Origin of the sequence: Georgenia sp. M64 (assembly GCF_038049925.1) — a bacterium.
Classification (GTDB): Bacteria; Actinomycetota; Actinomycetes; order Actinomycetales; family Actinomycetaceae; genus Georgenia.
Window position 1 is genome coordinate 3,743,345 of sequence record NZ_CP145809.1, and the last position, 12,653, is coordinate 3,755,997.

Annotated in this window: 12 protein-coding genes; 4 read left to right on the forward strand and 8 right to left on the reverse strand. The window is 71.7% G+C overall.

Annotation, left to right across the window (positions count from 1 at the left end):
• Positions 1–89 precede the first annotated feature (89 nt).
• A complete protein-coding gene (locus tag AAEM63_RS16625; RefSeq protein WP_341359337.1) occupies positions 90–1,643 on the forward strand; it encodes a polysaccharide biosynthesis tyrosine autokinase in 1,554 nt (517 codons plus the stop codon).
• 5 nt (positions 1,644–1,648) lie between these two features.
• Here AAEM63_RS16625 and AAEM63_RS16630 read toward each other — a convergent pair whose 3' ends face one another.
• Entirely contained in the window at positions 1,649–2,227 is a 579-nt protein-coding gene (locus AAEM63_RS16630) for a hypothetical protein (protein WP_341359338.1), read from the reverse strand.
• A 326-nt stretch (positions 2,228–2,553) separates the two neighbouring features.
• On the opposite strand from AAEM63_RS16630, the gene istA reads away from it, so the two are divergent.
• Both istA and istB read left to right on the forward strand, forming a co-directional pair.
• On the forward strand, positions 2,554–4,086 hold the full coding sequence (gene istA / locus AAEM63_RS16635; RefSeq protein WP_341358078.1) for an IS21 family transposase: 1,533 nt from the start codon (positions 2,554–2,556) through the stop codon (positions 4,084–4,086).
• A complete protein-coding gene (istB, locus tag AAEM63_RS16640) occupies positions 4,086–4,895 on the forward strand; it encodes an IS21-like element helper ATPase IstB (RefSeq protein WP_341358079.1) in 810 nt (269 codons plus the stop codon). The genes istA and istB overlap by 1 nt, the downstream gene beginning before the upstream one ends.
• A 379-nt stretch (positions 4,896–5,274) precedes the next feature.
• On the opposite strand, the gene AAEM63_RS16645 is transcribed toward istB, so the two are convergent.
• From AAEM63_RS16645 to AAEM63_RS16660, 4 genes are all read right to left on the reverse strand, one after another.
• On the reverse strand, positions 5,275–5,562 hold the full coding sequence (locus tag AAEM63_RS16645; protein ID WP_341359339.1) for a PqqD family peptide modification chaperone: 288 nt from the start codon (positions 5,560–5,562) through the stop codon (positions 5,275–5,277).
• Between the two features lie 8 nt (positions 5,563–5,570).
• Positions 5,571–6,449, reverse strand: coding sequence for a hypothetical protein (locus AAEM63_RS16650; RefSeq protein WP_341359340.1), 879 nt, complete (start codon positions 6,447–6,449; stop codon positions 5,571–5,573).
• Between the two features lie 53 nt (positions 6,450–6,502).
• Complete coding sequence (locus tag AAEM63_RS16655) at positions 6,503–7,669, reverse strand: hypothetical protein (RefSeq protein WP_341359341.1); 1,167 nt, start codon at positions 7,667–7,669, stop codon at positions 6,503–6,505.
• Positions 7,670–7,741: 72 nt separating this feature from the next.
• Positions 7,742–8,338, reverse strand: a complete 597-nt coding sequence (locus AAEM63_RS16660; RefSeq protein WP_341359342.1) for a hypothetical protein — start codon at positions 8,336–8,338, stop codon at positions 7,742–7,744.
• A 257-nt stretch (positions 8,339–8,595) separates the two neighbouring features.
• On the opposite strand from AAEM63_RS16660, the gene AAEM63_RS16665 reads away from it, so the two are divergent.
• Positions 8,596–9,444: a response regulator transcription factor gene (locus AAEM63_RS16665; protein ID WP_341359343.1), complete on the forward strand. Its 849-nt coding sequence runs from the start codon at positions 8,596–8,598 to the stop codon at positions 9,442–9,444.
• Between the two features lie 64 nt (positions 9,445–9,508).
• Here the strand turns inward: AAEM63_RS16665 and AAEM63_RS16670 are convergent, their stop codons facing one another.
• The 3 genes from AAEM63_RS16670 to AAEM63_RS16680 are packed head-to-tail and all read right to left on the reverse strand — an operon-like array spanning position 9,509 to position 12,649.
• Positions 9,509–10,708: a signal peptidase I gene (locus AAEM63_RS16670; RefSeq protein WP_341359344.1), complete on the reverse strand. Its 1,200-nt coding sequence runs from the start codon at positions 10,706–10,708 to the stop codon at positions 9,509–9,511.
• Complete coding sequence (locus AAEM63_RS16675; RefSeq protein WP_341359345.1) at positions 10,708–12,096, reverse strand: alternate-type signal peptide domain-containing protein; 1,389 nt, start codon at positions 12,094–12,096, stop codon at positions 10,708–10,710. The genes AAEM63_RS16670 and AAEM63_RS16675 overlap by 1 nt, the downstream gene beginning before the upstream one ends.
• Positions 12,097–12,103: 7 nt before the next feature.
• A complete protein-coding gene (locus AAEM63_RS16680; RefSeq protein ID WP_341359346.1) occupies positions 12,104–12,649 on the reverse strand; it encodes an alternate-type signal peptide domain-containing protein in 546 nt (181 codons plus the stop codon).
• Between the last annotated feature and the right edge of the window lie 4 nt (positions 12,650–12,653).

The following is a 12,653-nucleotide window of genomic DNA, read 5'->3' on the forward strand; positions in this document are numbered from 1 at the left end:
TCCGGAACCGGCCCGGCGGATTCGGGTCCTGGCCTCTGAGCGTTATGCGATGATGCGAACCACTGCCCCCCGAGCGTGGGAGTCCGATCGTGCAGTTTCGCGAGTTCCTGGCAATCCTCGGTCGGCGCTGGCTGACGATCGCGGCGAGCACCCTGATCGTGCTGGCGGCGGCCGCAGCCGCCACGCTCTCCATCCCACCGACCTACACCGCGACGGCACGCGTCTTCTTCTCCGCGGAATCTCCCGAGACCGAGGACGGCGCCGCCGGGGGCACGTACGTCATTACCAGCTCCGACCTCACCACGTACGTCGAGGTCGTCAGTTCGCCTGTGGTGCGCGACCCGCTGCGAACCGACCTGGGACTGACCGAAGGTTTCGGACTCGCCGCGAGCATCCCCGGCGGCTCTCCAATGCTCGACATCACCGCAACAGCCGGCGACGCCGCCACCGCGGCTGAGATCGCCAATGCCGCCGGGCCCACACTGGCCGAGGTTGCCGGTGACTTCTCGCCTCTCTTGGCCAACGCCGGGCAGAGCGTCACAGCCACTGCTCTGAGCCCCGCGCGCATCCCAGGTTCACCCAGCTCGCCCGATATCGAGAGAAACCTGCTCCTCGGCGCGCTAACTGGCCTCATGCTCGGGGTCGGGCTCGCGCTCGCCCGGCAGGGTCTGGACACGAAGGTGCGGTCCGAGTCCGACATCAAGGCGCTGTCTGACCGCCCCATCCTTGGCGTCGTGCCGTTCAGCCGGGCGTCCCGCCAGGATCCGTTGGTCATGGAGACGGACCCGCACGGTCCGCACGCCGAGGCCCTTCGTCGGTTGCGAACGAACCTCCTCTTCGTCGACGTCACCACGCGGAAGCACTCCTTCGTCGTCACCTCGGCGGTGCCCGGCGAAGGCAAGACCACCACTGCCGTCAACCTGGCCCTCGCGATGGCCGACGCCGGCTCACGGGTTCTTCTCGTCGACGCGGATCTTCGCAACCCCTCCGTAGCGTCGACGATGGGGCTCGAGGGGTCCGTGGGCCTGACAACGATCCTCCTGGGACGCGCGACCGCCGATGACGTCGTCCAGCGCTGGAAGGACACCTCGCTCCAGGTCCTGCCCGCCGGGCAGATACCACCCAACCCGAGCGAGCTGCTGGGTTCGGAGGCCATGGCGACGCTCTTCCGCGAGCTGAGCGCCAAGGCGGACTTCGTCATCGTGGATTCGCCGCCCGTCGTGCCGGTGATCGACGCGGTGCTCCTTACGCGCCTGACCGGTGGCGCCCTGCTCGTGGTGGGGGCCAACCGGACCCGCAAGCGTCATGTGTCGAGCGCACTGGAAGCGCTCGAGACGGTGGGTGCACCGGTCTCAGGTTTTTCCCTCAACATGGTTCAGGGCGGCTCGCGCGACGGGTACTACGGGTACCACAGGTATGGATCCAGACCGACCGAGGGGCGCACCGTCGCCACGGACGAGGAAGGCGAGTCAACCACCACTCCCCCCCTCCACCCCTCGGCTTCGGGCGGCGACCGCACCGGACGCGACACCACTCCCGCCCTCCACCGCGGCGGCGAGACGCAGAATCTCCAGTCCGCCGACGCCATGCAAGCGGTGGAGGAAATGGCGGCCTCACGCCGTCGAGGTCGCGGGCGCTCCTAAGTGCCTTACCAGGTGAGGCCGCCGTCGAGAGATACAAGGAGCTCGGTCCCCACCCACAGCCACACTGCGGTACCCGCGCGCGCCACCGCGACCCCGTCTGCTTCAACCGCCGTCGCACAACCGCTCGCCGCGCCGACGGCCTCGGCTTCGGGGGCCATCGAGGCGACCGCGATACCCTCGCAGGCCGCGGAGCGCGTAGCGATGACATACCCCTTCACGTCTGTGCTCACGGCGACGGCCGGGCCGTCGGTGGTCACGGGCGCCCACGAGGCGCCCGCGTCGTCAGTGCGCTGAACGCTTCCGTCCGTGCACCGTATGAGCGCGCGCGGGACGTCCAAGCCGTCCAGGGTCGCTGCACCACCGGCACAGGGGGTGTCCGCCTCCCCGAGTGGCGTCATCATCCGGCTCGGATTGATCGGCATGAGGTACCACGAGCCGGCGAGAAGATCGGACCGGTCCTCCCACACCTCACCATCCGCCGATGTCACGTACCGCGGCGCACAGTCGGCGTCACCACCGATCACCGCCACAGGACCGTCGCCCGTTATCCGGATCCGCGTTACCGGACCAAGGTCGAGGCCCACAGACGTCCAGGTCCGGCCAGCGTCGAGGGTGCGCTCGACCAGCGGTGGAGTGCCACACCTGCCGCCCTCGGTCCGCCACGCCTCGACGTCGCTGGCCGCCGCTAGGATCCGAGACGCACGGGGGGAGGGATCCCTTGTTGGCGGCCACGGGAGACTGCCCGGAGGCGGCCAGATAGCTGCCCGGTGGCGGTCGTGAGAGTTGCCCGCTGACGGTCATGGGATCTGCCCGACACGACATTCCTGCCCTGCCGCGCTGACGCGGTTCGGGGCCCCTCCTCGGGTGCGATGGCGGTGCTGAAGCGCCCATCGCCCCGAGGAGGGACAACGTGAAGTCTGCCGAGGAGATCATGGAAATTCTCGAAGCGTTTGATCTGACTGGTTCGTACAGGGACGCCGGCGAGCTCGCCGGGGTCTCCCATCACACCGTCGCCCGATACGTCGCCGCTCGTGACGCGGGACGGTTGAGCGAGAGGCCGGCGGCCCGTCCGCAGCTGATCGATGAGTTCTTGCCCAAGGTCGAGGAGTGGGTGGACAAGAGCAACGGCAAGATCCGCGCCGACATCGCCCATGACAAGCTGGTTGCCCTGGGATTCACCGGGTCGGAGCGGACAACCCGCCGGGCGGTCGCGGCGGTGAAGAAGGCTTACCGGCAGGGCAGGGCCCGGGTGCATCGGCCCTGGGTCACCGAGCCGGGGCTGTGGTTGCAGTACGACTTCGGTGACGGCCCGGTCATCGACGGCGCGCGGACGGTGTTGTTCTGCGCGTGGCTGGCGTGGTCGAGGTTCCGGGTCGTGCTGGCGATCAGGGACAAGACGATGCCGAGCGTGTTCGCCGCCCTGGACCAGGTCTTCCGGGTTCTGGGTGGGGTGCCGACGTATGTGCTGACCGACAACGAGAAGACCGTCACCGTCGAGCACATCGCCGGGATGGCGGTGCGGAACCCGCAGATGGTGGCCTTCGCCCGGCACTACGGGGTCAGCGTGCTCACGTGCGAGCCGGCCGACCCGGCAAGCAAGGGCGGGACGGAGGCCACGGTCAAGGTCGCCAAGGCCGACCTGGTCCCGAAGGAGACGAACCTGCTGCCCGGTTACGCCTCGTTCGCCGAGCTCGAGGCGGCCTGTCAGGCGTTCACCGATCTGGTCAATCACCGGGTCCACCGGGTCACCCGGCGGGTCCCGGCGGAGATGCTGGCCGAGGAACGCGCCCGCCTGCATGCCCTGCCGGCGGCCCCGCACACGGTCGCGTTCGGGCTGACACGGCAGGTGCCGGCGAACTCCCCGATGGTGACCTTCGAGGCCGGGCAGTACTCCGTGCCGCATCACCTCCTCGGGGAGAGGGTGTGGGTCCGCACCTACGGCGCCGGGCCTGGGGAGCAGGTCGTCATCGTCCACGCCGGCGAGTCCGGCCCGGTCGAGGTCGCCCGCCACGCCCGCGCCACACCGGGCTCCCCGAGCATCGACGACGCGCACTTCCCGCCCGCCCCGGCCGGTGCCCTGGAGCGCCGGCCGCGTCCGAAGAGCGCCGCGGAGATCGAGTTCCTCGCCCTGGGTGACGGGGCCCGGCTCTGGCTGAGCGAGGCCGCCGCGGCCGGCACGACGAAGATGCGGGTCAAGATGGCCGAGGCCGTCGCCCTGGCCAAGCTCTTCGATCCCGGTGAGGTCGACTGGGCCCTGGGCCACGCCGCCGTCCACGCCCGCTTCGCCGAGGCCGACCTGCCCTCGATCCTGAACCACGCGGGCACGAGCGACGGTGAGGTCCACCGCGCCGGGGAGGACCGCTCCTTGACCCAGGGCACCGCCGGCTGGGCCGCCCTGGGCCAGCAACCGCCCGCCAGCCCCGGCGTCGAGGAGGTGGCCTGATGACCACCACGACCACACGCACGAGCGTGCCGGCCCTGGGAGTGCCGTCCGCGCCGCCGCTACCCGGCGACCTCGAGGCCCTGCTCCGCCGGCTGCGCCTGCCCCACATCCGCCACCAGGCACCCGAGGTCATCGCCACCGCCAAGGCCCAACGCTGGGAACCCGTCGAGGTTCTACGGGCCCTGTTCGCCGAGGAGGCCGCCGGCCGGGACCGGGCCTCCCTGGCCACCCGCCGGACCGCGGCCGGGTTCCCCACCGGCAAGACGTTCGACGCCTGGGACGAGGCCGCGTCCTCGATCCCGGTCCCGACCCAGCACGCGCTACGGACCCTGGAGTGGGTCCACCGCAAGGAGAACCTCGTCGTCTGCGGGCCGTCGGGGACCGGGAAGACGTTCCTGCTCGAGGCCCTGGGGCACCAAGCCGTCGAGCAAGGCCTGCGGGTCTCGTGGTTCACCCTCGAAGACCTCGGCGCCCTCCTGCGCAGGCACCGCGCCGACGACACCGTCACCAAGGCCATCGCGAAGGTGCTGCGCGCCGACCTCGTGGTCGTCGACGACATCGGCCTCCTCCCGGTCGCCACCGACGCCGCCGAGGGCCTCTACCGCCTCGTCGACGCCGCCTACGAGAAACGAGCCGTCGCGATCAGCTCCAACCTCCACCCCGCCGGGTTCGACGAGCTCATGCCCAAGACCATCGCCACCGCGACCGTCGACCGGCTCCTCCACCACGCCCACGTCTGCCAGACCAGCGGCGAGTCCGTCCGCCTGTCCCAGGCCCTCTCCGGTCGAGGAGTGACGCCCTTGGCCTGACCACCCGGGCCGGTGATGGCCAGCCCCTGGGCAGATCCCATGGCCATCACCGGGCAGATCCCGTGACCGTCACCGGGCAGGTCTCACGACCGCCCCTGGGCAGTTCCCACTGTCCCTTGACATCCCTGGACGGAACAGGGACAGGGTCCTCGGTCGGGACGGAGCTCGAAGGCGTTGTGGTGGTACCGCCGAGATCTTCGGCTGGGGCGGGTTCCGCGTCGGACCCGAACAACCCGAAGAGCCGACCGATGAGCACGGCATTCAGCGCAAGCAGGGCGATCAGGCCGGCATAGGCAGCCAGCCGCCATCGGGATCGACCCATGCGTCGGAGCGTAACGGCGCCGCTACCGGCCCGGGACCCCGATATTGGGTGCGATGCCTACCGGCCGGTGTCCGTTTCGCGTCTCTCGAGCAGTCCGAGCGAAACCAGCTCAGAGACGAACGCCTTGACCTGAGCCTCGATCGCGGCCGGCTTCTGCTCCGCCCGGACGGCTACGCGCTCCACCAGTCCGGCCTCGGGTTGCCCAGCGACCTCCGTCCAGATCAGCCCCGACACACCCGTGAGCGCGTACAGCGGACCCGTCGGGAGCTTCGCAAGGTACACATCGGCGGGGTGGACCTCGTCGGCCTCCACCACTGCGGCCACGTCTCGGGGCAGCCGGTACACCCACCGGCTCATCGTGGACGACCTCGACGCACGCGGGCTCCGACGACGCCGACCTGCTCCCTCAGACCGCGGAGGGGGCGCGCGAAGAACTCCTTGACGATGTCCCACCTCGTCGGGGCGCGCCCCAAGACGTGTGCGAGGTGCGGGACATTGACGAGTGGCGCACGCAGGATGAGCGCAGCTGCGCCACGGAGGCTGGGAGCGGCCCGTACCCGGGCAGTCCATTCCTGCAGCCTTGTGCCCCCTTGGGAGGCGATCCGCCACAGGCTGTAATCGCGAGCACCCCGGAACTGCTCGAGGTTGCCCGTCCCGGCCGCGAATGCGACGTCGGCGTGAAGCCGGCGAACCAGCTCCTCGCAGTCCCTCATCACCTCCGAGGGCAGGGACGCCAACGTCCCAAGTGTCTCCGTGTTCTGTCCTCTCCCACCCCGCGCGGAGTTCAGGACCAGTAGCAACACCTGTGCCGGCACGCTGGGGACCGGGCAGGCGACGCCCGCGATCTCCACAGACTGGCACCCGGCCCAGAGAACGTCGAACGCCTCGGTGGGATCGATGCCGATGCCGGGGAAGAGCTGGTGGACGTCGACCGATCCCCACGTCTCGTGGGTCAGGGTCGTCGCGTGCGCGAAGGGCGAGCCGGAGGTAAACGTGCCGTGCGCCGTCCAACCGATTGCCCGCATCTCCTCGATCAGTCCACGAGCGGAGGCCGGCCTCACGATGACGTCAGCATCATTGCCAGCCCGAACGAACGGCCTGATCAGAGGTGACCACGCCCACCCCTTGATGTGAAGGACGTCGATCTCGAGGCGGTCAGCGAGGTGCTGCACCACGGCATGGCCGAATGCGACGCGGACCCGCAGGTCCACCGACACCTCGGGCGAAGTCACGACCTCATGCTAGAAGCCGGCGCGAACGGGCGGGGTCGGTCCGAAGACCGCCGTCATGGGACGGCCGTCGATGTGGCTGCAGAGCGCGAGAGCAGTGAGCCGAGGCGTTGCGGAGCTCCGCGCACGACCACGCCGGCCTGCACCATATGCTCGACCGCCTCGTGCACCTGTGCACGGGCCTCGGGGTGTGGTCCGTGAACGTCGACCACGACCTCCACCAGGTTGTCGAGCGTCGGTTGATCGACGGCGGCCTGCCAGATCGTCAACCCGATACCGCTCAGTCGCACCGGGGTTCGCCCGAGAAGGACGAGAGCCTCGCCCTCGACGATGACGGCATCCGTCCACGGCGTCCGCCGGACCCGGCCATCGAGCAGACCCCACCTCATGTCCTCGCCATCGTAGGGCTCACCGGCGGGTCGCCACACCGACGCGCGTGGTTCCTCTGTCACCAGCTGCCGGAGGATCCCGGCCGCGGCGGAGACCTCGCTGTAGTGCAACCTCTTGGCGCCGCCGCAGGCGTCCAGAAGCGTACTCAGCTGGATGAACGGCCGGGAGAAGGACGTCACGTCGACCGACAACTGGGCAAGCTCGAGTAGCCCGTCGATCAGCGGGACCGACTCCACCCACGGGGTTGTCACATCGTTGTCACGTTCCAGGAGCACGACTGCTCGGAGCCTCAGGTCGGCCGGGCATCTCCTCAGGCCGAGCGCGTCCGGGCCGTGCTGGGTCTTGATGCTGGGGTGCATCTCCGATACCAGGGAGAGCGGCTTGGGATACGCGATGACCTTGCCGAGCGGAGTGATCCCCACGGCCTCGTCAGTGACATATCCGAACTCGGAGGTCGTCAACGCGATCGCCGCGGTGGTCTTGCCGCTCCCTGAAGGGCCGACGAGGGCGATGACGTCCCCGTCGTCGGTGGCAACGCCGCAGCCGTGGACCACCCACAGACTGCCGCTCGCCGCGCGTGCTGCGAGCGTGGTGATGTTCGTCGCGAGCCGGTAGCCGAAGGTTGGGACGTCGGGAGCGCCAGGAGCCTCGACAACGGCGAGCACGTCGACGTCTTCCTCCCGAGCGCTGCAGCGTGCCCACTCGGCCGCGAGGAGATTCCTCGTGTCTGCCTGGTCGCAACGGATCCGCACACGGGAGCCGAGCACAGCGATCTCCAGCTCGTAGTCCGGGGACTCGGCTTCGCTGTCGGTCAGTGCACGGGCAGAGCTCACGGGGGCAGCCGAACGACCGCGGTCACTGGCCGGCGTACGAGCGCCGAACTCCAAACTTCCGCTTCCCACCTATCAGGTATTCGGTAGCCACTGCGCGAAGTTCGGCGTGTCGACGTTCTGGTACGGCGACGGCGGCTTCTGAGAGTTGCAGTCGGCGATGTTGACACCGATCAGGAGATCGGTGATCGAGCCCGAGTCCGTCGGCGGGTCGGTCACGCCGTTCTCGTCTCCAGCCGTCCAGGTGTAGTCGAGCTCAAGGTCGAACGAGGCGGCTGTGTCGCTCGGCTGTGAGTTGACAACCAGGACGTAAGACTCGCCCGGAGCGAAGGTGCGCCCCGGGATCGGAGGGAACACCACGTCCGCTCCGCTGCTCGCATTAGGAGTGAGGACCACGTCACTGATGGTGATGTACACCCCGGTGGTGTTCGTGAATACCAACTCGAAGTGATAGACCTTGGAGTTCGAGAACTTGCAGGCACCCTCGACGGCCGTCACCTCGACCGGCGGCGGTTCAGGAGAGAAGCCCGCATATGCAGGCACCGCGGTCGCCACAGCGACCACTGGGACCGACCAGGCGGCGCCGGCGAGCACCGTCCGGCGGCTCATCCCGCGCTTCTCCTGCTGCTCGCCCGAACCTGTAGCGTCCATGTTCTCAGCCATCTCGCTCACAACCCCCAACGGTCGACGCACTCCCCAACGTACCGGCCGGTCGGCCGACCAGACCGCACTTTCGTGGTCGTCTGCACAGCACACCACCGACGGTCATCCCGGTCACCGTGCCACCGGGTGAATATGGGGGTGAATTCCACGCCTCACCCTCCGGATGATGCAGGGTGATACGGACCCCACAGCAGGCGTGACACGCCTCACCCGCGCCTGCCCCCGACCTGCGGGACGATGTGGGTCCGCGTTGCTAGTTTCACCCCGTGGGGGAAACCGGACGGGAGCGCACCGCCGTCGTCGTCGAGGACGACGCGGACGTCCGCCTGCTCCTCGCCGCGACGTTGAGCCAGGCCGGTTTCACCGTCCACACCGCCGGTTCGGGCGCCGACGGCGTCGCGGCGGTGCGCGAGCACGCCCCGGCCGTGGTCACCCTCGACCTCTCTTTGCCGGACATCGACGGCTTCGAGGTCTGCCGGCGGATCCGGGCGTTCTCCGACGCCTACGTCGTCATGCTCACCGGCCGCTCGGAGGAGATCGACACCCTCCTCGGCCTGGAGTCCGGCGCCGACGACTACCTCACGAAGCCCTTCCGCCCGCGCGAGCTTCGGGCTCGCGTCGAGGCGATGCTGCGCCGTCCGCGCCGCCCGGACGGGGCCACCGTGGACGCCGGGCCGGGAGCCGCCGCCGATACCGCGGCGACTGGGGGGAGCACCGGCGGGGCCCCGCCGGCCGGGCACCCCACCACGGCGTCGCCCGCCCAGACCGGGACGCCCCCTGCGCAGCCCGGGCACCTCAGCCACCACGGTCTGCGCGTGGACACCGCCGCCCGCATGGTCGACATCGACGGCACCCCGGTCCACCTCACCCGGAGCGAGTTCGACCTGCTGGCCGCCCTGGTCGCCGAGCCGAACCGGGTGCTGCGCAAGGCCGAGCTCGTCCGGCGCCTGTGGGGCCAGGACTACGACACCGGCACGCCGGTCCTTGACTCGGACCTGCGCACGGTCGAGGTCCACATGGCCAACCTGCGCCGCAAGCTCGGCGACGACGCCGCGTCCCCGCGGTTTGTCGTCACGGTGCGCGGGGTCGGGTACCGCCTCGCCCCGGCGGTCTGACTCCGACCGGACCCCAGCACGGCTCAGGGCGCCTCCCGCGTCCGGACCGCGGGAGCGCACCTGCTCAGGGGGCGAACATCGCCCCGGCGGTCCCCACGCGCAGGTGCTCGGCGAGCGCCCGCTGGGTCTCGTTGGTGAGGTCCATGAGCCGGCGCAGCTCCCGGTCGGCCACGGCCATGTCGCCGCGCCGGCCCGCCTCGGCGACGAGCTGGGCGTGCCGGGCGAGCGCCGCTGCCCCCACCATCGAGGCGGAGGTGTGCAGGCTCAGGGCCGCCACGTGCACCTCCTCGGCGTCGCCGGCGACGACGGCGCGCGCCACCCGGTTGCACGAGTCGCCCAACCGCTTGAGGTAGGCCAGGCCGAAGCCGGACGCGGCGTCGTCGCCGACGTCGTGGGCAAGGGTGCCCAGGGCCGCGGGGTCGAGGATCATGTCGTCTTCTCCGGTCCGGTCGGCGTCCGTCGGCACGCCGTGCCCGGCGTCGACGTCCTGCGGGCCGGCGGGGGCGTCGTGGGCACGCCGGCCGGCAGACCGGTCGGCCGCGGCGCGTACGAGCTGGATCCCCGCATAGCCCAAGAGTGCCACGGCCAGCGCGGCCGTGCCGGTGCGCTTCTGGTCCCCGTCCAGCGCCGTCGCGAGGTAGCCGGCGTAGGGGATGTGGTAGCGGACCACGCCCCTGACCTGCGTCGCCGTGAGCGGCCACGGGTCGGCGGCGTCGTTCGCGTCGCCCCGGGTCGTCAGGACCACGGTGCCGTCCGCGGCGACGGCGCGCGCCACGACCCGGTGGGTGACGAGGGTCGGGTCGTTCGGGTAGGGCATGACGGTGACGACGTCACCGGGCGCGAGGGCCGCCGTCGCCGCCTCGCCCCGCACGGGCTCGACGACCACCTGGCTGCCGGTGGGGATGGTCGGCTCCATCGAGCCCGACAGGATCGTCAGCGGCACCCAGCCGGCCAGGTGCGGGACGACGACCATCGCCAGGGCCAGGGCCGCGACGACGGCGAGCGCGAGCCATCCGGCGACGGTGACCACGGCGCGCGCACCGAGATGAATCGCGCCTCGGCGCACCTCCGCCTGCGGCCCGGCAAGCTCGGCGTCGGGCCCGGCGTCGGGCTCGGCGGCGACGGCGAGGTGCCGGAGGTCCGACGACGGCGCGCGATGTGCGCCGAGGCCGAGACGGTCGACATCAACCCGGTCCCGGAGCCCATCGGCCTCGGCGCTCCGCTCACCGTCGGGCTCGGCGACGCCGGTGGTCAGGGCCGCCATCACACGCCTCCCGCCGGGCCGAGGCAGCTGACGTTGCCGCTCTGGCCGCGAACCTCGGCGGTGACCGCCTGCGCGCCGCGGACCACGCCGCCGGCGGCGGTCTCGGCGACGAGGACGAGGTCGAAGCGGTCGGCCGTGGCGACGGGGATCGCGCCGACGGTGAGGTCGAGGGTGCGCGCCCCGGGCGCCGTCAGCGCGGTGAGCCGGGTCCACGGACCCAGGGTGTCGCCGGTCCCCGTCGCCGTCCGGGTGCGGGCGAGGACGTGCCAGGAGCGCACGGCCGCGCCGGACCACGTCCAGCCCAGCGCCGCACCGGCGTTGGAGTTGTAGGAGGAGCAGGTCAGGGTGAGCCCGGCGTCGGACGCGGGGGTGGGCACGGTGAAGGTGGCGCCGGTGACGGTGGTGGCGGGGAGCGTCCAGCCGCCCGCCGCGACACCGGTGCCCGTGACCGTCGTCGTCGCGACGACGGCGCGCCCGGGCAGCGCGAGGCTGAGCAGCACGGGGTCGGCGGGAGCGACAGCGAGGCACAGGGCCATGGCCGCGCCGGGCGCGAGGACCTCGGTGCCGGTCAGCGGGGCCGTGGCGGCGCAGGAGGAGCCGTCGGTGCCGCGTGCGAGGCCCACGCGGAGCGCCGGGGCGAGGGCGGCGGCCTCCGCGGCGGTGGTGCCGGGGCCGGCGACCAGGGTGGGGGCGCTCGCCCGCCACGCCAGGCTGGTCTCGGCGGCGGCGGACGTCAGACGCGTGCCGCCGGGGACGGGGGTGGCGGACAGTTGCAGCCGGTCGGTCGTGACGGCGGGCAGCGCCGTGGCGGTCGCGGCGGACCAGGTGCCGCCCGCGTCCTGGGTGAGGGACCAGGCCAGGGCCGGGGTCGCGGTCTCGCCCTGGAGGTAGGCGCCCCACGCACTCGCCCCGGGTCCCACCGGGAGGGTGAGCGTGGCGGTCAGCGGACCGGCGTTCGCGGGGACGACCCGCCAGGACCCGGCCGCGACCGGCACGGGGGCCGGGCCGTTCGCGGCGGAGAGGGCGACCGCCGCGTGGGCGATGAGCTCGGCGGGCAGGGACCCGGCGCCGGTGGCCGAGGGGGTGAGCGTGAGGACGGCGCTGAGGCCGTCTCCGGCCATCGCCAGGTCGCCGCCCGCCTCGACGACGAGCGTGTCACCGGGCAGCAGACGCCGGTCGCCGAGGGACGTGGTGACGTCCGCCCGCGGGCTGCCGGGCCGGTCGAGGTGCAGCCGGGCGGCGCCGCCGGTGACGGCGAGCCGGCCGGAGGTGAGCTGCGCCCCGCCCACCTCCCGGGCGTCCGACCAGCCCGCGTAGCTGCCGCCGTTGCCCGCGAGGAGGGCGACGGCGAGCACGCCCGCGGCGGCGGCGCTCAGGAGGCGGGACATCGGGTCGTCAGGCGATCTTCTGCTCGAGGGTGATCTGGAAGTCGGCGAGCTCGGCGGTCGCGTCCTGGGCGCGCTGGCCCCAGGCCGCTTCCGCGTCGTCCACCGTGGGGAAGGTGATGGTCGCGACGACGGTGTACTCGCCGCTGTCGGTGATCGTCGTGCCGTCCTGACCGTTGACCTGGACCTCGACGGTCAGGCCCTCGGCGAGAGCGACGTCGGCCTCGGCCTCGGCCGCCGCGGTGACGGCGGTCGGCAGGGTGGTGGCCAGCTCGGCCTCGAGCCCGTCGCCGGCCAGTGCGACGTCGACCGTGGCGGTGTAGGTGAGGACCGAGCCGGGGATGACGAGGTAGTCGTCGATGGCGATCTCCTCGCCGCCCGCGGTCCAGACGACGCTGGCCTCGTCGACCCGCAGGTGGCCCGAGGTGATGGTGGCGCCCCCGAGGTCCTCGGTGTCCGACCAGGTGGCGAACGAGCCGCCGCCGGCGGCGAGGAGGGCGATACCGGCGACGCCGGCGAGGACGGCCTTGCGGGTGCGGGTGCGGGGGGCGCTCATGGTC